Source organism: Faecalibacterium sp. Marseille-P9590, assembly GCF_017377665.1.
GTDB lineage: Bacteria > Bacillota > Clostridia > Oscillospirales > Ruminococcaceae > Faecalibacterium.
The window spans coordinates 412,456-437,109 of the sequence record NZ_JAFREF010000001.1; the positions used below are offsets into that span (position 1 = coordinate 412,456).

At 58.2% G+C, this 24,654-nt stretch carries 20 protein-coding genes, 2 other RNA genes, 1 pseudogene and 1 other annotated feature; of the genes and pseudogenes, 13 read left to right on the plus strand and 10 right to left on the minus strand.

From position 1 onward, the window contains the following. Nucleotides 1-71: 71 nt before the first annotated feature. Complete coding sequence (locus tag J3349_RS02075) at nucleotides 72-449, minus strand: desulfoferrodoxin family protein (protein WP_207676287.1); 378 nt, start codon at nucleotides 447-449, stop codon at nucleotides 72-74. A gap of 201 nt (nucleotides 450-650) precedes the next feature. Next, nucleotides 651-910 (plus strand) — a binding site (T-box leader). Between the two features lie 107 nt (nucleotides 911-1,017). Between J3349_RS02075 and J3349_RS02080 the strand changes: the two genes are divergently transcribed. Continuing rightward, nucleotides 1,018-1,962, plus strand: coding sequence for a bile acid:sodium symporter family protein (locus J3349_RS02080; RefSeq protein WP_207676288.1), 945 nt, complete (start codon nucleotides 1,018-1,020; stop codon nucleotides 1,960-1,962). 150 nt (nucleotides 1,963-2,112) lie between these two features. On the opposite strand, the gene J3349_RS02085 is transcribed toward J3349_RS02080, so the two are convergent. The 3 genes and pseudogenes from J3349_RS02085 to J3349_RS02095 form a co-directional block, all read right to left on the minus strand. Then, complete coding sequence (locus tag J3349_RS02085) at nucleotides 2,113-4,167, minus strand: TIM-barrel domain-containing protein (protein ID WP_207676289.1); 2,055 nt, start codon at nucleotides 4,165-4,167, stop codon at nucleotides 2,113-2,115. A gap of 150 nt (nucleotides 4,168-4,317) precedes the next feature. Next, complete coding sequence (locus tag J3349_RS02090; RefSeq protein ID WP_242699458.1) at nucleotides 4,318-7,452, minus strand: PAS domain-containing hybrid sensor histidine kinase/response regulator; 3,135 nt, start codon at nucleotides 7,450-7,452, stop codon at nucleotides 4,318-4,320. A gap of 263 nt (nucleotides 7,453-7,715) precedes the next feature. After that, nucleotides 7,716-7,904, minus strand: a pseudogene (locus J3349_RS02095) (relaxase/mobilization nuclease domain-containing protein); the annotation flags it as partial. Between the two features lie 146 nt (nucleotides 7,905-8,050). Here J3349_RS02095 and J3349_RS02100 point away from each other — a divergent pair. The 8 genes from J3349_RS02100 (at nucleotide 8,051) to ssrA (ending at nucleotide 13,765) form a co-directional block, all read left to right on the plus strand. Continuing rightward, a complete protein-coding gene (locus J3349_RS02100; protein WP_242699459.1) occupies nucleotides 8,051-8,917 on the plus strand; it encodes a recombinase family protein in 867 nt (288 codons plus the stop codon). A 31-nt stretch (nucleotides 8,918-8,948) separates the two neighbouring features. After that, on the plus strand, nucleotides 8,949-9,632 hold the full coding sequence (locus tag J3349_RS02105; protein ID WP_158394751.1) for a sigma-70 family RNA polymerase sigma factor: 684 nt from the start codon (nucleotides 8,949-8,951) through the stop codon (nucleotides 9,630-9,632). Nucleotides 9,633-9,729: 97 nt separating this feature from the next. Beyond that, an RNA gene (ffs, locus tag J3349_RS02110) (signal recognition particle sRNA small type) lies at nucleotides 9,730-9,829 on the plus strand. A 79-nt stretch (nucleotides 9,830-9,908) separates the two neighbouring features. After that, on the plus strand, nucleotides 9,909-11,780 hold the full coding sequence (gene dnaX / locus J3349_RS02115) for a DNA polymerase III subunit gamma/tau (RefSeq protein ID WP_207676290.1): 1,872 nt from the start codon (nucleotides 9,909-9,911) through the stop codon (nucleotides 11,778-11,780). 26 nt (nucleotides 11,781-11,806) lie between these two features. Then, nucleotides 11,807-12,145: a YbaB/EbfC family nucleoid-associated protein gene (locus J3349_RS02120; RefSeq protein ID WP_015563753.1), complete on the plus strand. Its 339-nt coding sequence runs from the start codon at nucleotides 11,807-11,809 to the stop codon at nucleotides 12,143-12,145. Between the two features lie 15 nt (nucleotides 12,146-12,160). Beyond that, entirely contained in the window at nucleotides 12,161-12,760 is a 600-nt protein-coding gene (gene recR, locus J3349_RS02125) for a recombination mediator RecR (protein ID WP_015563752.1), read from the plus strand. 105 nt (nucleotides 12,761-12,865) lie between these two features. Continuing rightward, a complete protein-coding gene (gene smpB / locus J3349_RS02130) occupies nucleotides 12,866-13,348 on the plus strand; it encodes an SsrA-binding protein SmpB (protein ID WP_149793789.1) in 483 nt (160 codons plus the stop codon). A 68-nt stretch (nucleotides 13,349-13,416) separates the two neighbouring features. Beyond that, nucleotides 13,417-13,765: a transfer-messenger RNA gene (gene ssrA, locus J3349_RS02135) on the plus strand. A gap of 92 nt (nucleotides 13,766-13,857) precedes the next feature. Here the strand turns inward: ssrA and J3349_RS02140 are convergent. The 3 genes from J3349_RS02140 to pta all read right to left on the minus strand — a co-directional run bounded on the left by J3349_RS02140 (nucleotide 13,858) and on the right by pta (nucleotide 16,954). Further along, complete coding sequence (locus tag J3349_RS02140; RefSeq protein ID WP_207676291.1) at nucleotides 13,858-14,454, minus strand: hypothetical protein; 597 nt, start codon at nucleotides 14,452-14,454, stop codon at nucleotides 13,858-13,860. 26 nt (nucleotides 14,455-14,480) lie between these two features. Further along, entirely contained in the window at nucleotides 14,481-15,773 is a 1,293-nt protein-coding gene (locus J3349_RS02145; protein WP_207676292.1) for a glycosyl hydrolase family 28-related protein, read from the minus strand. Nucleotides 15,774-15,928: 155 nt separating this feature from the next. After that, nucleotides 15,929-16,954: a phosphate acetyltransferase gene (gene pta, locus J3349_RS02150; protein ID WP_015563747.1), complete on the minus strand. Its 1,026-nt coding sequence runs from the start codon at nucleotides 16,952-16,954 to the stop codon at nucleotides 15,929-15,931. A 187-nt stretch (nucleotides 16,955-17,141) separates the two neighbouring features. Here pta and J3349_RS02155 point away from each other — a divergent pair, with 187 nt between their 5' ends. The 3 genes from J3349_RS02155 to J3349_RS02165 all read left to right on the plus strand — a co-directional run bounded on the left by J3349_RS02155 (nucleotide 17,142) and on the right by J3349_RS02165 (nucleotide 21,504). After that, nucleotides 17,142-17,708, plus strand: a complete 567-nt coding sequence (locus tag J3349_RS02155) for a uracil-DNA glycosylase (RefSeq protein ID WP_158394755.1) — start codon at nucleotides 17,142-17,144, stop codon at nucleotides 17,706-17,708. 196 nt (nucleotides 17,709-17,904) lie between these two features. Next, nucleotides 17,905-18,996: a hypothetical protein gene (locus tag J3349_RS02160; protein WP_207676293.1), complete on the plus strand. Its 1,092-nt coding sequence runs from the start codon at nucleotides 17,905-17,907 to the stop codon at nucleotides 18,994-18,996. A gap of 24 nt (nucleotides 18,997-19,020) precedes the next feature. Next, on the plus strand, nucleotides 19,021-21,504 hold the full coding sequence (locus tag J3349_RS02165) for an ATP-dependent DNA helicase (protein WP_207676294.1): 2,484 nt from the start codon (nucleotides 19,021-19,023) through the stop codon (nucleotides 21,502-21,504). A 232-nt stretch (nucleotides 21,505-21,736) separates the two neighbouring features. Here the strand turns inward: J3349_RS02165 and J3349_RS02170 are convergent, their stop codons facing one another. From J3349_RS02170 to yfcE, 3 genes are all read right to left on the minus strand, one after another. Beyond that, nucleotides 21,737-22,711, minus strand: coding sequence for a ketopantoate reductase family protein (locus J3349_RS02170; protein WP_207676295.1), 975 nt, complete (start codon nucleotides 22,709-22,711; stop codon nucleotides 21,737-21,739). Between the two features lie 46 nt (nucleotides 22,712-22,757). Next, nucleotides 22,758-23,015 (minus strand): heavy-metal-associated domain-containing protein, encoded by a 258-nt coding sequence (locus J3349_RS02175; protein WP_158394759.1) that lies wholly within the window; start codon nucleotides 23,013-23,015, stop codon nucleotides 22,758-22,760. A gap of 214 nt (nucleotides 23,016-23,229) precedes the next feature. After that, nucleotides 23,230-23,778, minus strand: a complete 549-nt coding sequence (gene yfcE, locus J3349_RS02180) for a phosphodiesterase (RefSeq protein ID WP_149793796.1) — start codon at nucleotides 23,776-23,778, stop codon at nucleotides 23,230-23,232. A gap of 192 nt (nucleotides 23,779-23,970) precedes the next feature. On the opposite strand from yfcE, the gene J3349_RS02185 reads away from it, so the two are divergent. Beyond that, the gene (locus J3349_RS02185; protein WP_207676296.1) at nucleotides 23,971-24,651 is read left to right on the plus strand and encodes a Wzz/FepE/Etk N-terminal domain-containing protein; all 681 of its coding nucleotides are present in this window, start codon (nucleotides 23,971-23,973) and stop codon (nucleotides 24,649-24,651) included. Nucleotides 24,652-24,654: the final 3 nt, after the last annotated feature.

Consider the following 24,654-nt stretch of genomic DNA (forward strand, 5'->3'; position numbering starts at 1 on the left):
CACAGAAAAGATTCCGCACGCAAAAACAGGCTCCTGCAAGCGTCAACCACTGGCAGGAGCCCGTTTATTTCTTACAGTTTCGTCATCCACAGACCATGCAGGTTGCAGTAGGCGTAGACCGCCACCGGCTTTTCGCCGCCCAGCTCAAACACCGCCTTGGGTGCCTGACCGGGGGCGAGGTATCGGAGCTGTCCGCCGTTTTCGGTCTCCACAAAGAGCCACTGGATGTGGTGCACATCCACCATGGGGTGCTCCACTGCCCCCACCGTGACGGTGAGGGTGCTGCCGGAGTGCTCTGCCACCGGCAGATGCTTTTCGCCGCTGGCTTCCACGGTGTTGGGGAGCAGTTCCTTCATCTTTTCGCCGCAGCAGACCAGCGGAACCCCTGCGTTGTGGATGGTGGTGACCAGGTTGCCACAGTGCTCACAGATATAAAACTTTGCTTTCATATTCAAATCCTCCATCGGAATGTCGTTGGTGTTTCCTGTGACTATATGATAACATTTCCTAGTTAGATTTTCTGTGACTGGGTCACGTAAGCAGCCATTGCATGAGCCAGCTTCACTCTTGGCGTGAGCCGGATGAAAAACTAGAAGGGTCGTTTTTCTTGACTTCGACCCGGCAGAAGAGTATACTCCGTGGCAGTGAAATATTCGGCTATGACGAGAAAGAGTACCCGGAAAGAATGCTGCAGAGAGCTGCCGGATGGTGCAAGGCAGTGCAGGGCGTCCGTGGGAAGATCCTCTCCGAGCTTTCCGGCTGAATGGGCGGTGTATGCGCCCCAGTAAGCGGGAACGGCAGGCCCCCGTTATCACGGGCCGCGCATTGTTGGATGCGCACTGAGGGGCCGGGCTTTGCACCGGCAATAAGAGTGGTACCGCAGAGGAGTTTATACGCCTTTGTCTCTTACGAACTGTAAGGGACAAAGGCGTTTTTGTTTGCGGGAAAGCCATTTTCCGGATGTTTCATTGCCTTTGCATCCGCAAAAATAAGTGTTTTGAAAAAGGAGATTTCATCATGAAAACATTGGAAAAAGTGAGCGACTTTGTGGGCAAATACATGGCCGCCATCGTCATTGTGGTAGCGGCACTGGCTCTGCTGTTCCCCGGCACCTTCAGTGTGGTAAAGACCGCATGGGTCAACACCCTGCTGGGCATCGTCATGTTCGGCATGGGTCTCACCCTGAAGCCGGAGGACTTCAAGGTAGTGTTCAGCCGCCCGAAAGACGTGATCATCGGCTGCATTGCGCAGTTCACCCTGATGCCCTTTTTGGCATGGGCGCTGACGCAGCTGTTCCACCTGCCCACCGAGCTGGCTATCGGCGTCATCCTTGTGGGTACCTGCCCCGGCGGCACCTCCTCTAACGTGATGACCTATCTGTCCAAGGGCGACGTTGCACTGTCCGTTGGCATGACCGCAGTTTCCACCGTGCTGGCGCCCTTCCTCACCCCGCTGCTGACCCTGCTGTATGCCGGCCAGCGCGTGGATGTAAATCCTGTAAATATGTTCCTGTCCATCGTCAAGGTGGTGCTGGTTCCCATCGCACTGGGCTTTGTGGTCAATCACTTCTTCCACGCCTTCACCCAGAACGCCGTCCGGGTGCTGCCGCTGATTTCCACCACCGCCATCGTGCTCATCATCTGCGCTGTTGTGTCCGCAAACTCCGCCAAGATCATGACCAGCGGCCTGCTGATCCTTGCTGTGGTCATCCTGCACAACCTGCTGGGCTACCTCACCGGCTTTGGCGTGGGTAAGCTGCTGAAGCTGGATTCCACCAAGTGCCGTGCAATTTCTATCGAGGTCGGAATGCAGAACTCCGGTCTGGCCACCTCTCTGGCTGCCGCCCACTTTGCACAGTATCCGCTGGCAACCATCCCCGGCGCTGTGTTCTCTGTGTGGCATAACATTTCCGGTGCCGTCCTCGCCAACTTCTTTGCCCGCACCGCCGAGAAGAAGGACTGAGTTATTACATACCATAATGGGCTGCTGCAAAAGGCTGGGATCTGCAACGATCCCAGCCTTTTTTCAAATCATTCAGAAGAGCTTGCTCAGAACCGAGTTCTGGCAGCTCTCATAGATGCCAGCCTGCAGGAACTGCGTAATGACTGACGATTATCCTTCTACTTTGACCGTAGCACGATCGCTCTTTGCGTTTCCATCCGCATCCAGCGTGATATGCACAAAATGTTCCGGCTTATCATAATCCCTTGTCTCGCCGTCATCGGTATAGTATTCATAGGATGCACCATCGGGAGCATAGGCAAGCAGGCGCAGATCTGCAAAATCCACATCGGCAACGCTCTGGATCTTTTTGCCGTCCTTGGCAAGGGGCAGAAGGTGTCCCTTGCGCATAAAGAACACCACTTCATCCAGCTCCACCGGAATGTAATGATGGCCTGCTGGCAGCACGCTGGTTTCGATGCGGTTGCTTTCGCTGCACTTTACCCGCACCTGCAGCATCTCCTCCGGCAGGTAAACATAACGACCTCGGGCGTTTTGCTCATATACCGGGGCGATCAACAGGCTTTCACCGATCATCACCTCATCCTCCACCCGGCGGGCAAAGTCGTCCTCCGGGAAGGCGAACGCCAACGGCATACAGTACATGCCGTCGTGCAGGGCAGCTTTCATGTACTCGCTGTAAATATAGGGCAGCAGCAGGTAGCGCAGCTGTAAAATACCGGCAAAGGCGGCCTTGTTCTTAAAGCGGTAGGGTTCCTGCCGGCGGGTGCCGTTGGCAGAGTGGTTCCGCAGCAGCGGAGAGAAGATGCCCATGCCGTACCAGCGCAGCACCAGATCCTCCGTGGTATTGCTGCCAAAGCCGCCAATGTCGGGGCCTTCGTACAGGAAGCCGCACATATTCAGGGAGGGCATCATGTGCAGCGCAAGCAGAATGTGGCTCCACCAAGAATGGTTGTCGCCGGTCCAGATGCCGCCATACCGGTGCATCCCGATGCAGGCAGAACGGGAGTACATCAAAATGCGCTTGTCCGGCTCCAGCCGCTCAAAAGCCTCGCCTGCAGCACGGGTCATGTTATAACCAAAAAGATTATGTACCTTGTCGTGCCGCATACGCCCCTGTTTGGTGTTGTGGTAGAACAGCTTATAATCGTTTTCGTTGTTGGAAAGCTCTGCCACCATGCCGGTAAAAGCACCAAAGCTGGAAATATCCAGGTTTTGCTTGGTGTATTTCTCAATTTTAGCAAAGACCTTTTTCAGTCTTTCCTCTGCGTAGAAGATAGCCGGCTCGTTCATATCATTCCAGAAGCCCTCGATCCCCTGATCCAGCAGAACTTTATATTGACTGCCAAACCAAGCACGGGCTTCCGGGTTGAGCATATCGGGGAAGTGTACCCGTCCCGGCCACACACCGGCTACAAAGGGGGTGCCATCCTGATTCGTGCAGAAGTAGCCGTTTTTCACGCCTTCCTCGTACACATCATATCCCTCTTCGACCTTGACTCCTGCATCGATGATGGGGACAAGATGGATGCCCTGCGCTTTCATCTCGGCGGCAAAGTCTGCAAAATGCGGGAAGCGCTGCGCATCCACCGTAAAGTCCTTGTAACGCTCCATGTAATCAATATCCAGAACCACAGCGTCCAGCGGCATATGATTGGCACGGTAATTTGCCACCACCTCGCGGACCTCGTCCTCGTTCATGTAGCTCCAGCGGCTCTGGGCGTTGCCAAAAGCCCATTTGGGCGGAATATAACTGCGTCCCACCAACTGGCGGAATTGGTGCACAATATCGGTCAGGCTCTCGCCCTCAATGATGTAGAAATCGTAATTTTCCTCGGCTACCGTGATGCGTAAGGTATCCAGGTCGGTGTAGCCGCAGTCAAAGGTGACCTTGCCCGGGTAGTCGATAAAAAAGCCAAATGTATCCTTGCCGGACACGATCATAAAATTATAAGCACCGTACAGCGAGGATTTGCCCTCGGTATGGTTGCCGTCATCGGAGCATTTGCTTTCGTACACCCACCCGCGCTTGTTGATACCACGGACGTTTTCGCCAAGACCATACAGGACATCCTGCGGTTCCATGGCATAGGAGAAACCATTCGGCTCCTTGGTCAGATAGGGTATCGTTTCCATCATGGGCAAAAAAGAACCCACTACACTTTCGGTATCAAACGGTTGACCGTATCGCTTTTTGTAGATCATAGCAAAATATCTCTCCTTTGTTTTTTGAATCGTCACAGTGTAAAACGTACCAACGTATTTTTGATGGACAATCTTGAAACGTGATGTTCCTGTTTGCCCAGATAGGGCTTTATGTCAGCCAGTATCACGCGCCTTACTGCAATGCACAGATCACAGCCACTGTTTCAGCACATCGTTCAGCTTATTCAAATCAAGCGGTTTGGCGATATGCTCGTTCATGCCGGTGTTCTTTGCCAGCTGCACGTCCTCGGCAAAGGCATTTGCCGTCATGGCAATGATGGGCACTTTGCCCCGGCTGCCGGCAAGCGCACGGATCGCAGCAGTGGCTTCGTAACCATTCATGATGGGCATCTGGATGTCCATAAAAATGAGATCGTACCACTTTTCTGGCGCTTCCATCACCTTTTCGACTGCAATTTTTCCGTTTTCGGCAATGTCAATGGTCACGCCCGTCATGCCTATGATCTCGGTTGCGATCTCACGGTTCAGCTCGTTATCTTCCACAAGAAGGATCCGCTTACCCGCATAGTTTTCCTTCGCAAAGTCTTCCAGATAGTTCCGGGCGTTTTCCTCCTTCTTCTCGGATGTAAGCTGCCGCAGAGTTGCCGTCAGACGGGAACGGAACAGCGGTTTTGCCATAAACGCATTCACGCCTGCTGCTCTGGCTTCTTCTTCGATCTCGCTGAAATCAAAGGAAGTCAGGATGATGATCGTGACATCTTCTCCTACCCGTTCCCGGATTTTTCTGGCAGTTGCAATACCGTCCATCTCCGGCATCTTCCAGTCCAGGATCACCGCAAAATAGTCACTGTTGGTCTCATGACGCGCATAGCAGCGCTCCACAGCTTCCTTACCGGTCAGGACCCATTCGCCCGCTATGCCGATCTCCTGAAGGGTCGCAACGGTGCTTTCGCAGCAGGTCTTGTCATCGTCCACGACCAGTACCGGCAGATCGAGCAGTTCTTTTTCCTGTTCCTTCTCGTTCTCCTGAAGCTTCAGATAGACTGTGACCGTGATCTTCGTTCCCTTGTTGGGAGCGCTTTCGACCTGAATGTCACCATTCATCAGGTTGACGATGTTTCTTGCAATGGCCATGCCAAGACCGGTGCCCTGCACCTTGGTCGTCCGGTGATCGTCTGCCCGGCTGAACGGCTCGAACATGATCTTCTGGAATTCCGGCGTCATACCGATGCCGTTGTCCTCGATGGAAAACTCATAGCAACCAAGCTCCGAGAAGCCGTTCGGTTTTTCCTTGATCGTAAAGGTGATGTTTCCTCCATCCGGGGTGTACTTGACGGCGTTGCTCATCAGGTTCACAAAGACCTGCTGGATGCGCAGGCTGTCGCCGCAGACAGCTTCGTGCTCAATGTGCTCAACATGGACTTCGAGCTGATGGTGGTGCTCGTCGATTGCCGGTTTTGTGAGGGTGAGCAGGTTATCGACCAGCTCCGGCAGTCTGAAATCCTCCTCGGCAAGGCTTATTCGCCCGCTCTCGATTCTGGCCATATCCAGCACTTCATTGATCAGCCCCAACAGATGACGACTCGACTTTGTGATCTTGCCAAGGCACTCGACCACCCTGTCCTGACTCTCGATATTCGCACCCGCAATGGCGGTCAAGCCAACGATTGCATTCATCGGTGTACGGATATCATGGGACATATTGGAGAGAAATTCTGTCTTGGCGCGGCTTGCGTTTTCCGCCGCCCGGTACGCATCCTTCAGTGCCTTATGGGATTCGATCTCGGCCTTTTTCTCCTGTGACACATCCATAGATGCCAACAGTGCTTTGACCAGCTTTGTGCCATCCCACTCCAGCGGAATGAAGGAAGCGATCTTATAGGTGTTTTCGTCTATGGAGCAGTATTCAAATTTGTAGATGTCGTTCTCGCCCTGCAGATTCTTTCGGATATTTTCCGGCGAGATCAAAGCAGCCAATCCGTCCAGCGGTTCCAGTGTCTTATACTTTGCAGCCACCTGCTCCACAAAACCATGGTAGGTTCCCGTCGGCGCGTATATCATTTCACCTCGCAGATTATAGAACCGATACCGGTCATTCTCCAGATCGCAGACGACAAAGCGGTCCAGCAGACGCACCATACTCTTGATCAAAAGGTCCATGGATGCGTTATCTGAGGCCATCTGCATCCGCCGTGCCATCTCTGTTTTGAACTCTGTGATGTCCCGCAGAAAAATCATCGCATATTCGGAATCTTCGATCTCGCCGCGCATGACCACATTGCTGACCCATCGTTCCTCCCCATTCAGAACGATGCGGCAGTCCTGACGCAGCTCCGTCTCCAGCCCCTTTAATTTTTCCGCGATGTAAGCGCGATTATAGAAATTCGTTACAGGCTTTTTGTCCTCTTCAACCACATAGTTGTCCACAAAGAATCTGACCAGTCCATCCCATGTGTGGTTCTGCTCAAAGGCCGTCATCAAAGAGGGCTCCACTTTGAAAGTATCAAAGGTGTTCTTTTCCAGATTTACATAGTATTCGCAGAGGTTTGCGCTGGTAAATGCACGGTGAAATGCCGCTGCCCGCTGCGCCTGCATCCGGCTTCTTTTTTCCGCGTCAATGTTGCTGATGATTCCGGCAATTCGATTGGCCGAGCCATCCAGACGGCGTATCACCTCCGCCGATGCCCGGAACCACTGGTATTGGCCATCCTGCATTTTCAGTCGGTACTCTACGCTGAACTTCGTGGCGTTGCTTTTGTCCGCAATCGTTTCCAAAAGCAGCTTCATCACCCGGTCATAGTCCTCCGGGTGCAGAAGGTTCGACCAAGAATCCAGTTTGTTCGGAAAATCCAGAATGTCATGATAACCAAGGATCTGCCGGAACGCATGGCTCCAGTTCACATGAACGATCTCACTGTTTTCATTACACTCAAAATACCATAGTGCAGAATGGATGGATTCATTGACCAGCGCAAGGTTCTCATACGCCCAGTTCATCTGTACTGACATGATCCAGATCGGTGTTCCATTCGTATCGACTACATCTTCTTTATAGAGACGCACATAGACGGGAGAGCCATCTGCTGTAAGGATCCGGCCTTCTCCTTCGCCCTTGATCTGACGAAAGTGCGCATTGTCGAGGAATGTGGCATCTTTCTTATAGAAAAGATTCTTCAGCGAACCCTTTGTCTGCTCCATCAGGGACTCATAGCTGTGGTTCAGATTATGCAGCAACAGATCACTGACCGACAGGATCGACAATTCGGCATCATAGTACCCGGTAATGGTTCCGACACCGCCATTATGATAGATCGTCTCCTGCATGGCCTGAAATGCATCTTTTCCCAGCCTTACCGTATCGGAAGTGTAGATTTCATCTGTAAGTCTTCTATCGAATTTCATTTTCATCCTCGTAGGGTTTTGACCCCGCTGTTTCCTTCCATTCCAGCGCTTCCGTTGTGTCTCACAAGGCACACTGCAACATTTTATATTATATCCCCTCCCCCACTGTCATTTCAAGTCCTGCCAGACGTTGGCTGTGTAAAAAAGAGAGGCCAATCTGCGTGAAAATTTACGCAAGTTGATTCCTGTAAGCAAATCAGGTCGCTCAACCGCTGCACTGCCAACGCCGAAAAGAAAAAATCCCGGAACTTTCTGGTGCCATCCAGTGCCGTAGAGTTGAAAATCACATGGTTGTGGATGTGTTTCCTGTCCGTGTGGGTGGCAACAACAAATGCGTGCTTGCCCTTGGTAAAACGCATGGCCAGTTTGTAGCCCCCCTTTTTGACCGTTTACATCCTTGACACCTCCGTTCTGTTTGTGATGAATATATATAACTATCGTTATTTTTCTTTGCCAAAATCGCTCACCATGCTACAATAGCCGCATCTACGGCCACCAGACAACAGGAAAGGAGTATCTCATGGCCAAAACTGCCGACACCATTGCAATTTATTCCCGCAAGTCCCGCTACACCGGCAAGGGCGAGAGCATCGGAAATCAGATTGACCTCTGCCACGAATATATCCGCACCCACTACGGCGATGCCGCTGCGGAACATGCCGTTGTCTTTGAGGACGAGGGCTTTTCCGGCGGCAACCTGAACCGCCCGGATTTCAAAAAGATGATGACCGCCGCCAAAGAGCGGAAGATCCGTGCCATTGTGGTCTACCGTCTGGACCGCATCAGCCGCAACATCAGCGACTTTTCCAGCCTGATTGAAGAGCTGGGACGGCTGGGCATCGACTTTGTGTCCATCCGGGAAAGCTTTGATACTTCCAGCCCCATGGGACGTGCCATGATGTACATCGCATCGGTGTTCAGTCAGCTGGAGCGGGAGACCATTGCAGAGCGCATCCGGGATAATATGCACGAACTGGCAAAGACCGGGCGCTGGCTGGGCGGCGCTACCCCCACGGGATACGCCTCCGAGAGCGTCAAGAGCATCACGGTGGACGGCAAGACCAAAAAGGCTTGCAAACTGAAGCTGCTGCCGGATGAGGCAGAGATCATCTACAAAATTTTCGACCTCTATGAGCAGTACGATTCCCTGACCATGACCGAGACCGAGCTGCTGCGGCAGGGCATCAAAACAAAAACCGGGCGTTCGTTCACCCGGTTTTCCATCAAGTCGATTTTGCAGAATCCTGTCTACCTGATTGCAGACAAGGACGCCTATCAGTATTTTGTGGACAATGAGGCAGAGCTGTTCTCCCCGGAGTCCGATTTTGACGGCATTCCCGCCCAAAGTCAGGAAAAAGGGCAAGCCATCCTTCATAAATTAAAGTAACAGTTTATGATGCTTCGGGGAGGAACTCGGCATGTTTTTATCTCTTTTACAATTTTTCGCCACAAAATTTCTGTTTCTGGCGCTTCATCTGGAAGCGGGCAGTTTCCCCCGCCCGCTGAGCCCGCAGGAAGAGATCCGGACCTTTGCCGCCCTGCGGACTGGTGATTCGTCCGCCCGGGAAAAGCTCATCCGCCACAATCTGCGCTTAGTGGCGCACATCGCAAAGAAATACTATGCTCTCCCCTCTGAGCAGGACGATTTGATTTCCATCGGCACCATTGGCCTGATGAAAGCCGTGGACACCTTCGACTCCACCCGCCGGGCGCGCTTCTCCACTTATGCCAGCCGGTGCATCGAAAACGAGCTCCGGATGCACTTCCGGCGGGAGCGGAAGAACGCCCCCACCCTCTCGCTTCAGGAGACTCTTGATGCTGGAAAGGAAGATTCTGCCCTCACCCTCGCCGATGTGCTGCAGGACGGCTTCTGCATGGAGGACAGCTGCGAAAAACAGGACGATGCCCAGCGCCTGCGCCGCCTCATCGAGGGGTTGCCTGCCCGGGAGCGGAAACTCATATTATTAAGGTACGGTCTGGCGGGCCAGCCGCCGCTGACCCAGCTGGAAACGGCAAAGCTGCTCCAAATAAGCCGGAGTTACGTTTCCCGGCTTGAAACACACGCACTGGAGCTTTTGCGGGCCGGATGGGAGCAGCCTTAGCTTCCTCTTGCATTCCTCGCCGAACTGTGGTACAATACTAAGGCACACAAATCGTGTGCCTTGTCGGACAGCGCCTGCTGCGTGGTTCGGCATACGGATGCGGGTCCTGTACGATGGAGCCGCAGTGAACCAGGTCAGGTGGGGAACCAAGCAGCCTTAAGCGGCGCGCCCCGTGCGTTTCAGTCAGCCTGCATCCGTATGCCGAGTTACGCAAGGCGGGGGTCAAACCCCGTCAGCGCTGTCCGATTTTTTATTACTGACGGGAGGGAAGCACCGATGTATCGCGCATTATACCGCAAATGGAGACCCCAGCGGTTTGAGGATGTCGTCGCACAGCGCGGCATCGTCACGGCGCTGCGCAATCAGATAGCGTCGGGCCGCGTAGGCCACGCCTACCTGTTTACCGGCGTGCGCGGCACGGGCAAGACCACCTGCGCGAAGATTTTCGCCAAGGCGGTCAACTGCCTCCACCCCCATAACGGCGACCCCTGCGGCGAGTGCGAGATCTGCAAGGGCATCGACAACGGCAGCATCCTCGACGTGGTGGAGATGGACGCCGCGTCCAACAACGGTGTGGACGACATCCGCGACCTGCGTGATGAGACAGCCTACACCCCCAGTGCCTGTCATTATAAGGTATACATCATCGACGAGGTACACATGCTGTCCACAGCGGCCTTCAACGCCCTGCTGAAAACGCTGGAAGAGCCGCCCGCCCACGTCATCTTCATCCTCGCCACGACCGAGATTCAGAAAGTCCCGGCCACCATCCTCTCCCGCTGCCAGCGGTACGATTTCACCCGCATCGGGCCGGAAGACATCGCCCAGCGGGTCGAGTATATCGCCGGACAAGAGGGCTTAGAGTTGACGACCGGTGGTGCAGAGCTGATCTCCCGTCTGGCCGATGGTGCCATGCGTGACGCCCTCTCGATCCTCGACACCTGCGCCGGCGTGACCGCAAAAATCGATGCTGATGTTGTCCGCCGGATGGCGGGCGTCACCGACCGGAGCTACCTGTTCCATATTTCGGATGCTCTGGAAGCGCAGGACGGCGCAGCGGCGCTGGCTCAGCTGGCCGCACTGCGGCAGCAGTCGGTGGATGTGAAGCGTCTGACGGAAGAGCTCATCGCCCACTACCGCGCCCTGATGCTGGCGGCTCTGCCCGGCGGGCAGAGCCTGCTGTCCGGTGTTTCCCCCGAAGAGGAACAGCAGTACCTCGAAAAAGGCCCTCAGCTGGGCCAGCGGGAGGCCATCCGGGCCATCCGTACGCTGGGCAACGCCCTTGAGCATATGACTCGGGGCAGTGACCAGCGCATCGAGCTGGAACTGGCCCTCTTCACCCTCTCGGAGCCGCCGCAGGCCGCAGCTGTCCCCGTGGCGGCAATGCCTGTGCAGACTGTCGCTCCTGCCGCACCGGTCGTCCGGCCCTTTGTTGCGGCACCGATCCAGTCTGCGCCGCAGCCTTTCATGAGTACACCTGCTGCACCCGTGGAACCTATGGCCGCACCGGCAGTGGAAAAGGAGCCTGCTCCCGCGCCCGTTGTAGAGCCGAAGGCCGCTGCCCCGGATATTCCAGAGTCCCCCGCGCCCGCAGACGAAGAGCTTCCACCTCCGCCCGACGAGCCGCCGGTGACGGAGTCGGCCCCCCTGCCCTGGGATGAGCCGACTGCGCCGGTCACTGCGCCTGTACCACCCGTACCGGAAGAGAGACCGGTGGAGTCCGCTGCAACGGTCTCGTCGGCAGCACCTGCCCCGGAGTACACCGTCGACCCGGCTCTCAGCCGACCCCGCAAGGTGGCCGCAGAGGGCGTCAATCCCTTCGAGCAGTGGAGCGAAGTCGTCAAGCTCTTACAGGAGAAGGACCCGATGCTTCACAGCTACCTGCGCAAATCGAAGGCGTACTTCGATGGCACACGGGTGCTCATCGACGGCGGCAAGACCTTCCGGGACTTCATCCGTGTCAACAAGGACAGCCAGCGTCTCATCAAAAAACTCATCGCGCAGGTGTCAGGCGTCGCGGTGCCGATCGGCCCCTACGAGCCCCGCACCGCCGCAAAGCACACCTCCAATGCCGAACAGTCACTCCATGCGCTGGAAAAGCTGGGTTTGGACGTGAGCATTGAGGACAGCGCGAAGAAAAAAAGATAAACAATAACTTTTAAGGAGAACCAATTATGAAAGCAAGAATGCCCGCAGGCTTTGGCCGCCCCGATATGAACGCCCTGATGCGTCAGGCTCAGAAGATGCAGGATGACATGAAGGCCAAGCAGGCCGAGCTGGAAGCCGCCGAATACACCGGCAGCGCCTCCGGCGAGATGGTCACTGTCCGCATGAACGGCAAGCACGAGATCCTTGGCATCACCATCAAGCCCGAGGCCGTTGACCCCGACGACATCGAGATGCTGGAAGACCTGGTGGCCGCCGCCGTCAACGCCACCGTCAAGCAGGTGGACGAAACTGCCGAGGCCGAGATGGGCAAGCTGACCGGCGGTCTGAACATCCCCGGCCTCTAAGCGGGAGGGATACGCATGGGTTACACCGCAGCGCCGCTGGAAAAGCTTATTGAGCAGTTCAGCCAGTTCCCGGGCATCGGCCGCAAGGGCGCGACCCGGATGGCCTATCAGGTGCTGAGTATGTCGGACGCGGACGCCGCGGCACTGGCCGAGGCCATCCAGAACGCCCACACCCGGCTCCACCGCTGCCGCGTCTGCCAGAACTACACCGAGGCCGAGCTCTGCCCCATCTGTTCCAGCGCCAAGCGGGACCGCTCCACCATCTGCGTGGTCGAGACGCCCCGCGATGTGCAGGCCTTTGAGCGCACCCGGGAGTACCACGGCCTGTATCATGTCCTCCACGGCCTCATCAGCCCCATGGACGGCATCGGTGCCGAACAGCTCTCGGTGAAGGAGCTGTTGGCCCGGCTGGGCAGCGGCGAGGTGAAAGAGGTCATCATGGCCATGAACCCCACCGTCGAGGGCGAGGCCACGGCCATGTATCTGGCAAAGCTCATCAAGCCCCTGGGCATCAAGACCACCCGTCTGGCCTACGGCCTGCCCGTGGGCGGCAGCCTCGAGTACACCGATGAGACGACGCTTTACCGCGCGCTCTCCGGCCGCGACGAGCTGTAAAGAGCAGATTTTATAGAACCTTAACGATTCTTTCAAAAATCGCTCTTGAAAATCCAGCAAAATGTGATATAATGACAAGACAGTAAAGGAAAGGAGGCGCGCTTCATGGCACCTGCCAAGGAACGTCCGGCGACAAAGACCATCGCCACAAACCGCGAGGCGCGTCACGAGTATTTCGTGCTCGAAGCGCTGGAAACGGGCGTCGAGCTGAAAGGCACCGAGGTCAAGAGCCTGCGTGCCGGCGGCGTCAACCTGAAAGACAGCTGGGTCGATATTGAGGACGGCGAGCTGCTGGTCAAGGGAATGCACATCACTCCCTACGACCACGGCAACATCTTCAATCAGGACCCTCTGCGGGTGCGGCGTCTGCTGGCTCACAAAACCGAGATCCGGCGTCTGCACCAGCAGTGCAAGCTGCAGGGCTATACTCTCGTTCCCCTTTCTCTCTACTTCAAGCATGGCCGCGTCAAGATGGAAGTCGGCCTGTGCAAGGGCAAAAAGCTCTACGACAAGCGTGCCGACGCCGCCAAGCGCGACGCCAAGCGCTCCATCGACCGGGCTGTGAAGTCCAACGGCAAATTCTACTAAATCTCTTTCAGGCAGCATTTCTGCCCTGAGAACACCAAGCTTTCTGCGCATGGCAACATGCGCTTTATGGGGGCGTAAAGGTTTCGACGGGGGGAGCGAGGCCTGGGCAGCGGGTAGCAGTGGGGGAACTGCTCTAAACTCCTCCAAAAAATTAACTGACAACAACAATTATCAGTTGCTCGCAGCCTGAGTGCTGCGCGTTCCGCCCACTCTTGTGTCGTGTGGGGCCGGGGCGTCCTTTAGACACAGCACCTGAACGGACCTAAGCTTTGCGGACCGGCAGGAACTCATGAAGCTACTGAAGCGTTAGCCTGACGACCGGCGTGACGCGGAGGGAATGTTGTAGATCGCCTGCACCCGGAGACACCTACGCTGAACTCTTTTCGGACATGGGTTCGACTCCCATCGCCTCCACCACACGTGAGCCAGACGAACCCTCTGTGCTCCACCAAAGGGAAGAGCCTCACCGCTTTGCAGTGAGGCTCTTCCCTTTTCATCTTATAGCATCCTTATCCCATGAAATCAAGCAGCACGTCGATGTCCTGACTGATGGCGCGAAGATAGTCAGCTCCGCCGCGCTGGCCTCTATAGTTCCGGGCGCGGCTGCTCATCTCATTCAGGAGCTCTTCCTTCCGCACCAGAACGGGGTCTCCGATCCACTCGTCTTTCTCTATAAAGGCCTCCAGCTGCTCATATTCTTTTATGATACGGACGTTGGACAGGTTCTCCGGGAGGGTACGGGCATCGAACCAGTCCGGCTGCGCGTGAAAGTCCAAAGGCGGCAGCGGGTCCAGCGGCTCATCGGCGTCCCACACATAGGGATGCCGGTCATCTTCTTCCGGCGTCTTCTTGAAGCGTCCTACCCGGTTCTCGGCCTTGCCGACCGTCTCATAGTGGTTGAACAGCGCCTCAGCGTCATAGCCATAGAGCTCGTAGGCGTCCGAATAGCGGTCTGCATAGTCCTTGTACTGGAACGTCTCGACGCTCTCCGTCCCCGGGGTAAGGTCAAGCCAGATGCTCACCGCCTCCGCATGGGTGGGCAGAGCTGCCATGACCGTCAGGGCCAGAACGCCCGATGTGACCGCCGCAATAAATTTTCTTCGCATGATAAAACCTCCTTTTTATGAGCGGTTCATCCCAGAATCGAGAATCTCCGCACTTCTACATTGTTATTCTCCACGCCGGAGCAGTCCTGGAAGACTTTATGCCGTATCCGGCCCCGGATGGTGTTGCCGCTGACTTCCTTCGTGCTGGCGATGCCGTAGCCGAGGGAGACGTCCAGCGTATTCCCTTTCAAGGCACTGAGCTGATAGCAGATGCGCCGCCCGTTGTCGCCGCTCAGGGTGATGCGGCTGTTCTGGATGACCGTGCTGCCGTCGGCACGGTCATTGCCCCGGGCCATCATGGGGTTCGCGCCCTTTTTCATATCGTGCTTTGCCATGCTGTCCGGCTGTTTCATGGTGATGTCGCAGTTGTCCACGACGGCGCGGGTCTTATCGCCTACCATACGGAAAATGGTCTCACAATACTCCGCACGGACGGTGCAATCCTCCATCCGGACGTCTGTGGTGCCGCTCTGCCCCAGCGTGATGAACCACACCGAGCGATGATCGGCATCCAGCGCCTCCTGCGTCTGTGTCTCATAGAAGCTGCAGCCTGAGAGGACGACATCCCGCACCGCGCCGCCCCATCCCCAGACCGCCAGCAGCTCGTCGGCACCGGACTTGTAAAATTCACAGTTCTGGAAGCGGATATTCCGGCTCTCCACCCTGTCCGTCCAGTTGCGCACCCAGATGCCGCCGGACGCGCCGGAGGTCATCTGGCGGAATACACAGCCCTCAAAACGGATATTCTCGTTGCCGCCATACAGGTCGGCGGCGCAGCGCCCCCACTCGTTGGGCTCACAGTCGAAGGTGCAGCCCACAAATTCCACATTGCGGGCGAGCATCACCCGGAGCATATAGTTGGCCTGACAGCTGTCCGCTGCCCGGAAGGTCACATTTTCCAGCCGGACGTCGTGGGCGCGGTCATCATTGGGGTCTCCCATAAGCTCCACCGCCACACGGTCCTCTCTCAGGTCAGGGTACTGAATATCGCTGAGCAGGACAGCGCCGTTTCCCTGGATGGTCAGCCCGCTGGGCAGCCCGAGGCTGGAGGAGAAGCGGTAGACCGCCCCCTCCGTCAGCTCGAGAGGCTGACCGGACGCGCTGGCCTGCTGCATCGCGGCCTGCAGAGCCTGCAGGTCGTCCGCGATACCGTCGCCCTTCGCCCCGAACTGTTCCGGCGTAACGCCGGTACTCACCGGACGAGCCGTACTGCTCTGGGCAGCAGACGCTGTGACCGCCTGAGCCGGGGTCGCAGCCGCCGTTTCGCTCTTCTGCCCACAGCCGCACAAAAGCAGCACCGCCATGAGGACAAAGGCCAAAGCTTTTATTTTCACGTTCAAATGTTCTCCTTCTCTGCCGGGGCTTCTTATGCTTATCATATCATAAACCGCAGTCGATGTACATCCAAAAGAGCCGCTGCCCGCAAAATGCGGCAGCGGCTCTTTTCAGCTTTTCAGTTCAGCCGGATGTCAGCTCAGGACTGGCAGGCGGTGATGAGGCTCATCTTGTAGACCTCGTCGGCGTTGCAGCCACGGGACAGGTCGTTGATGGGAGCGTTCAGGCCCTGCAGGATGGGGCCGTAGGCAGCGTAGCCGCCCAGACGCTGTGCGATCTTGTAGCCGATGTTGCCGGCCTCGATGCAGGGGAAGATGAAGGTGTTAGCCTGACCGGCGACCTTGCTGCCCTTGCACTTGACCTGTGCGACCTCGGGAGCAACGGCTGCGTCGAACTGCAGCTCGCCGTCAATAGCCAGCTCGGGAGCCATCTCCTGAGCCTTGATGACAGCGTCGTGGCTCAGAGCGACGGTGCCGCCCTTGCCGGAACCCTTGGTGGAGAAGCTCAGGACAGCGACCTTCGGGTCGATGCCGAACAGCTTAGCGGTCTTAGCGGTCTCGACAGCCACCTCAGCCAGCTTGGCAGAAGCAGCGACCTTGACCTCGCCGGTAGCCTTATCGACGGTATCGGTGTAGTCGATGTTGACGGCGCAGTCGCCCATAGCGATGCGCTTCAGGCCCTCTTCGCCGCAGTCACGGTCCAGAATGAAGCAGGAGCTCACCAGATGAGCGCCCTTCTTGGTCTTGACCAGCTGCAGAGCGGGACGGATGGTGTCGGCGGTGGAGTAGGTAGCGCCGCCCAGCAGGCAGTCAGCCTTGCCCATCTTGACCAGCATGGTGCCGAAGTAGTTGGACTTCTTCAGCAGAGCAGTGCACTCCTCTGCGGTCTGCTTGCCCTTGCGCAGCTCGACCATGGTGTTGACCATCTCATCGAAGCCGGCGTAGTTCTCAGGGTCGATGATCTCAGCAGCGGAAATATCAAAATTGCCAGCAGCGGCAGCAGCCTTGCACTCTGCCTCGTTGCCGACCATAACAACTTTCAACACGCCCTCAGCCAGCAGCTTGCTTGCGGCCTCCAGAATGCGGGGGTCATTGCCCTCGGTAAAAACGATCGTCTTGGGGTTTGCCTTCAGCTGGGCTACCAGGGGTGCAAACATATCAGCCATTGTTGATTACCTCCGAAATTACTTTGCAATTATTCCGGGCATCACAGATATGCCCTTCTTTTTTATTCTAGCACAGAGTCAGAAAACTTCAAGACAAATCTTGAATTTTGTGGTATATTTTAAGGAAGAAATCGTGCGATGATTTGTTAAGAAAATGTCATTTAGTTTGTGAGAGGATACCGAGCTTATGGATTGGGAAACACTGAAAAACGACTGTCTCGCCTGTCAGCGCTGTCCGCTGCACACCACCCGGCACAACGTGGTGTTCGGGCAGGGCGTGGAGAATGCCGAGGTGCTCTTCGTGGGCGAAGGCCCCGGCCAGAGCGAGGACGAGCAGGGCCTGCCCTTCGTGGGACGCAGCGGCCAGCTGCTGGACAAATACCTCTTCGCCATCGACCTCGACCGTGCCTCCAACTGCTATATCGCCAACATCGTCAAGTGCCGCCCGCCTCAGAACCGCGACCCCCTGCCCGCCGAGAGCGAAGCCTGTATGCCCTGGCTGCGAGAGCAGTTCCGTCTGCTGCGGCCTAAAATCGTCGTCTGCCTGGGCCGCATCGCCGCCCAGCGGATGATACGCGCCGACTTTTCGGTGACGAAGGAGCACGGCACCTTTATTGAGAAGAACGGCATCCTCTTCATGGGGACGTTCCACCCCGCCGCCCTGCTCCGTCAGCCCCAGAACAAGCCGGAGGCTTTCGGCGACTTCGTGGCCCTGCGGGATAAAATACACGAGGTGTGCGAGCATACGTATTAAACCTCTCAGTCTCGCTATCGCTCGACAGCTCCCCTACCGAGGGGAGCCTCTGGCGAAGAGATTAAGTTTTCCGGTATGCCAAGGCCTCTCCTCGATAGGAGAGGTGGCAGCGCGTCAGCGCTGACGGAGAGGTTTTCCCCTCTTCACTTTTTTCCTCATTTTTGCATACCCTATAGCAAAAGTGAGGTGTTTGAGTATGAATGCTGTACGCAGCGATTCTGTTGATTTCTTTCTGGGCACCACCACCCCCGCCGGGTTCAAGGGCTATTTTGAGCCGCTTCGGCAGGAACCGGGGATGCAGATGTATCTCATCAAAAGCGGGCCGGGCTGCGGCAAATCGACGCTGATGAAGCGGCTGGCCGTCAAGGCCGAGCAGAAGGGGGAGCCTATCCAGCGCATCCACTGCGCCAGCGACCCCGACAGTCTGGACGGCGTCATCTTTCTCGACAAGCGCGCCGCCATCGTGGACGCCACCGCACCCCATGTCATGGAGCCGGACGCCCCGGGCGCAGAGGAGCAGGTGGTGAGCCTGTACCACACACTGGACGCCGACGCCCTCCACGCCCACGCCGACGAGGTGAAGCGGCTCTTCGCCCAGAACACTGCCCTGCGCAGCCGGGCCGCGCGGTATATCGCATCTGCCGGGAGCCTGCTGCTGGACAGCCGCCGGGCTGAGGCGTGCAGTGCCAACTTCGAGAAAGTCCGCCGCTACGTCAAGCGGCTCTGCGCCCGGACTCTCCCCCGCCTGCCCGAGGGGGCCTCGGCCAGCGAAGAGCTGCGGCTGCTGTCGGCCATCACGCCGAAAGGGCCGGTCTTCTACCGCGGCACCGTACAGGCGCTGGCCGACCGGTATGTGGTCTTCCACGACGACTACGGCGCCGTCTCCCGCCTGCTTCTCGAGCTCATCCGGGCCGAGGCGCTGGCCCGGGGCTACCACATCATCACCTGCCCCTGCGCCATGCACCCCGACGACAAGATAGACCATCTCTTCATCCCGGCCCTCCGGCTGGCTTTCCTCACCGACAACCGGTGGCACCCGGTGCAGCTGCCCGGCGTGCAGGCCGTCCGGTGTACCCGTTTCGTGGACCGGGAAAATCTGGCGGGCTACCGCGCCCGTCTCCGCTTCAACGAGCGGGCGGCAGCAGAGCTTTTGGAACAGGCCGCCGACCTGATGGCACAGGCCAAAGCCTGCCACGACGAGCTGGAGACGTACTACCGCGCCGCCGTGGACTTCGGCAAGGTGGACGAAGCTGCCGCCCAGTGCGCCGGGATGCTGGGGCTGGAATGATATTCTAAAAGGAAGTGACCCGCTATGCCTGCTTTTCGCCTGCCTGTCCGCCAGCTGGTGGAATTTTTGCTCCGCACCGGCAGCATCGACAGCCGCTTTACCGGCTTCGACCGCGCCAACGAGGGCGCACGCATCCACCGCAAGCTCCAAAAGGCCGCAGGCGAAGGCTACGCCGCCGAAGTCTTTCTCTCCGGCGAACGGGAAGCGGCGGGCATCCCCTTCACCATCGAAGGCCGGGCCGACGGCATCTTCACCGACGAGGCGGGCGTGACGGTCATCGACGAGATAAAGGCCACAGCCGTCCCCGCCGACGACATCGCCGAGGACATGAACCCCTGCCACTGGGCGCAGGGAATGGTCTACGGGGCGCTGTATGGCCGTCAGCAGGGGCTGGAAAAGCTGGACGTCCGGCTCACCTACTACCAAATCGACACCGACGACATCCTCCGCTTCGTGCGGCATTTCACCCTTGAAGAGCTGGAAGCGTTTTTGCAGGATCTGCTCGAGCAGTACGCCCCCTGGGCGCAGCGTCAGCTGGCGTGGAAGGAGCAGCGGGGCGTGAGCCTTTCGGCGCTGGATTTCCCCTTTCCGGCCTACCGGCCCGGGCAGAGGGCGCTGGCAGGCGAAGTCTACCGCGCCTGCACTGCCGCGCCGTCTAAAAGCGGCGTCCGGCTCTTCTGTCAGGCCCCCACCGGCATCGGCAAGACCATGAGCGTCCTCTTTCCTGCTCTGCGGGCCATCGGCACCGGCTGCGGCGAGAAGCTGTTCTACCTGACGGCCCGCAACACGACTCAGTCCGCCGCCGAGGATGCCATTGCGCGGCTGCGGGCGTCTGATTCCAAGCTGGCTCTGCGCAGCGTGACCCTGACAGCCAAGGAGAAGGTCTGCCTCCACCCGGATGCTGAGGGCCATCCCGCCTGCCTGCCGGAGCTCTGCCCCTACGCAAACGGCTACTACGACCGGGTGAACACGGCCCTGAAAGCCCTTCTGGACGACGGCACCGGCCGCTTCGACCGGGCCGCGCTGGCCGACGCCGCAAAGCAGTTCACGGTCTGCCCCTTCGAGCTGGGGCTGGATCTGAGCGAGTGGTGCGACGTCATCATCGGCGACTATAACTACCTCTTCGACCCCGTAGTGCATCTGCGGCGGTTCTTCGACAGCGCGGGCGACTGGCTCTTCCTCGTGGATGAGGCCCACAATCTGCCCGAGCGGGCGCGGGCCATGTACTCGGCACGCTTCTGCAAGAGCAGCCTCACCGAGGCAAAACGCGCACTCGGGCGGGGCAAAAGCACCCTCAAGACCGCTCTGAGCAAGGCCGACAAAGCCTTTTTAGAGGGACGGAAAGCGGTCTCGACCCTCGCGCCCCGCCGGGGCAGCACTGCCGCCGAAGAGGACGACAGCGGCCAGACCTCCCTGCTGGGATCTGCGGAGACGCCCGCCATCGAGCTGCCCGCCGCCGACTACGCTCAGGACGGCACGGTGTTCTGCAAGGAGCTTCCCTCAGCCCTGCTGGCCCCGCTGCGGGCGCTGACGGCTCCCTTGCAGGACTGGCTGGAAGATGATCCCGACGCCGAAGCCCACGCGGCCCTGCTGGATCTCTACTTTGAGGTGCAGGACATCCTGCGGGCGTCGGAACGGTACGACGAGCACTTTGCCGCCCAGCTCACCGCCCGGGGCAGTGACCTTGAATTGCAGCTGCTCTGCCTCGACCCGTCCCCCTTCGTGGACGCAAGCCTTTCGGCAGGGCGGGCGACGGCGCTGTTCAGCGCGACGCTGACGCCGCCGGGCTACTACCGCACCGTCCTCGGCTGTCCCGAGGCCCGGGCCGTGGCGCTGGAAAGCCCCTTCCCGGCAGAAAACCTCGGGCTCTACTGTCTGCCCTCCATCTCCACCCGCTACCGCCAGCGGGACGCCAGCATCCGGCCCATCTCGGACGCCCTCGCGGCACTGGCGTCCAGCCGGGTGGGCAACTATCTGGCCTTCTTCCCCAGCTATGCCTATCTGCGGCAGGTGTGGGAGGACTTCACCGCCCGCTACCCGGACATCGGCACACTGGTACAGGAGAGCGGTCTGGACGACGCCGGGCGGGCGGCGTTCCTCGAGCGGTTTTCGCCCTGCCCGGAGAAGACGCTTCTCGGCTTCGGGGTCATGGGCGGCATCTTCGGCGAGGGCGTGGACCTCGCGGGCGACCGGCTCATCGGCTGCGCCATCGTGGGCGTGGGCCTGCCGCAGGTGAGTCCCCGTCAGGAGATGCTGCGCCGCTACTACGACGCCCAGAACGGGGCGGGCTTCGACTACGCCTACCGCTGGCCCGGGATGAACAAAGTCCTGCAGGCCGCCGGGCGGGTCATCCGGACGCAGGAAGATAAGGGCGTGGTGCTGCTCCTCGACGACCGCTTTGCCCAGAGCGAGTACGCCCGGCTCTTCCCGAAGCATTGGAGGCATCTGGAGTATCTGAGGGATACGGAAGAGCTGAAGAAAAAGCTGGAAGATTTCTGGAAAGGCTGAACCTCTCCGTCACGGCTGACGCCGTGCCACTGCCCGGGTTGCGGCTCCCAGCGTCTGCTTCGCTGTCGCTCGCATCCTGCTGGCCGCGGCCCCAACAGCTCCTCCCTGTTTCCGCCGCTGGCGGCGGTCGTCGCCGTTGCTCCTACCGAGGGGATCTGTCTGCGAAGCAGACTGAGAGGTTTTTCCCACACAAAAAAGAGGCAGACTCGCATCTGCCTCTTTTTCCATGCACTTATCGCCTTGCTTTCGCCGTCTTTTTCCGCATGATGTCCCACGAGGGCATCTGGCTGCGCAGGGTATCCCACGCCGTCATCCGGACGCTCGTCCGGGTGCGCAGACCTTCGAAAGCCTCATCGAGGTACTGCATCTCGGTCACAGCATGCATCGCGTGGTCGGAGACGCAGAGACGGCCCAGCGGGGTCTTACAGAGCGCCAGGACCATGGCGTCCATCTTCCGGCGGCCGGGCGTACCGGCACGGTAGCAGTCGGTGTTCTCCTTGTCGTCCACGGGGATGTGGGCGGCTTTCAGCATCTCGCAGGCCTCCCACGCGGCGTCGAGGACCAGGTCACGCTGCTCCTTCGTCGCCTTGGAGAGGTCGCCGCTGCAGGCGTAGCAGAGATAGCAGGCCGGCAGGATGAGGGCGAGGTGGCACTTGAGCCATCCATCCATGTCGCTGACGAAGGTCAGCTTGTACTTTGCGCCCTCGAAAGCCGTCTTGACCCGGTAGCGGAAGACGCCCGAAAGGGGCGCGGTAGCCCCGCCGATGGTCATATCCACACCGACGTGGGCGCTGACGACCTTATCGACATCCCGGTGGCCGCCGCTGCTCTGGAAGCCGAAGGCGATCTTATCCGCCGGGCGCTGCATGGCCTGCATGACCTCCACGGCGTGGGGGTCGTTGCCCACGAAGACGAAGTATTCGCTCCTGTTCTGCTTGAGGATGGGCAGCACGTCGGGCAGCTGCCCGGCCTGCATCGTCACGAAAACGAGGTCGTAGCAGTCGTCCGGGGCCAGCGTGTCGATAGTGGCCACCCGATCCACCGTGGTGCGGCACTGCGCCCAGTGGCGGATGACGAGGCCCCTTTGGTCGAGCCTCTCCTTCCACTCGCCCCGCGCCAGCATGGTGACGACATTCTTTTTGTTCTGCAGCAGACGGTGGGCCAGCTCACAGCCCTGCACGCCTGCACCATAGACCAGTATCCTCATCTCTGCCTGCCTCCTTATACAGGCCCCACCCGGGGGCCGGAAGTCATCAGTGCTTCAAAAACGAGAAGAAGCCCTTCTTCTCATACGGCTTTTCCTCTGCGCCGGTCACGGTATAGCCCGTGTCGGCAATGGCAGCCTTCAGGGCCTCGATGTCCAGCGGCTGGGCCGAGACGATGACCGTCTCTCCCTTAGTGTGGGAGGAAGTCACCTTCTCCACCTGCGCAGTCTTGCGCACCACCTCGTTGACGTGGCTCTCGCACATTCCGCACATCATGCCGTCTACTTTCAGCGTCGTCTGAACCATTGGTCAGTACCTCCTAAAAATCGTTATCCACTGGGCAGACTGCACAAGCCGCCCGTGCGTTTTTCGTCATTTTGTTAGTTTTGCCTAACTTTTTATGGGAAACAAAAGGCCGTCGGCCCCGCGCACCCCCTCAGCGCCCGAGGCAAAAGACCCTGTTTTTCTGTTTCCGCTTTCATCATACCACACCGGTATGGTAATTGCAAGCACCGGTTTCTCACAGTACACGGGTGTGGTATATTTCTCCCGTCTCTACGTCTTTCCAGTAGAAGACGCCGTTTTCCAGAATCATATAGCTGTGGGGACTGTTTTCCTTCGGGATGCTCAGGGAGCCGGGGTTGAGGCAGACGTTCCTCTGCCCGAACTCCGTCCACGCCGGGACGTGGGTGTGGCCGTGGAGCAGGATGTCCCCTTCGGCCAGCGGCGGCGGGTTCTTTCCATTATAGATATGCCCGTGGGTGGCATAAATGAGCTTTTCGCCCGCCGGGAGGATGCAGTAATCCGCCATCACCGGGAGATCCAGCACCATCTGGTCCACCTCGGCCTCGCAGTTGCCCCGGACGCAGCAGAGTTTGTTTTTCAGGCCGTTCAGCATCGGGATGACCTCTTTCGGCGCGTAGTCCCGGGGCAGATCGTTCCGGGGGCCGTGGTAAAGCAGGTCGCCCAGCATCAGCAGCCGGTCAGCCCCCTCCCGCTCAAAGGCCTCCACCATCTTCTTGCAGTAATAAGCCGACCCGTGCAGGTCGGACGCGATCATCCATTTCATGGCATCTTTCCCCTTTTGTCCTGTTTTTGACTTCATTGTAAAGGCTCTCAAACAGAAAGTCAAGCATGGCTCCCAGAGGTCGGAAACGCTTTTCATCTTTTTTATTTTATCCTATCCCCTTGTCAGCGCAGATGTAAAATGATAAAATTTTCCTGTCCGAAAATCTCATTTTGTTAGGAAGGAAAAAACATTATGGAACAAAACCATGACATGGATGAGATCGACCTCCTCGAGTTGGCGCGGCTTCTCTGGAGCCACGCATTGCAGATCGCTGCGGCCGGCATTGCGGCAGCGGTCATCTGCCTGCTGGTCTGTACCTTCGTATTGACGCCCCGCTATCAGGCCTCCGTCAATCTGATCGTCAATTCCCGGCAGGACGGCAATGCTTCCATTACCAGTGACAACATCAACTCGGCCCGGAATCTCATCGACACTTATGCAGTCATCATCAAGAGCAACATCGTCCTGAACGACGTCATCGAGCAGCTGGGTCTGGATATGACCTACCGTCAGCTGCTGGCCTGCGTCTCTGTGGACGGCGTGGGCTCGACCCAGATCATGTCCATCACGGTCACCAACGAGGACCCCGCCCTGGCCGGAAAGATCGTGCAGGCCATCGCCGAGACTGCCCCCGATGTCATCGTGGACAAGGTGGAGGCCGGCTCCTGCAAGGTCGTGAGCGACGTGGAGATCACGAGCAACCCCGTCTTCCCTCAGACGAAGAAGTACGTCCTGACCGCTGCTCTCGGCGGCATTGTGGCGGCCTGCGGCATTCTGGTTCTCGACCACCTGCTCCATGACTACATCGTCGATAGCGAGGACATCCAGAAAAAGCTGGAGCTTCCTGTACTCGGCCTTATCCCGGAGGTGTAATAC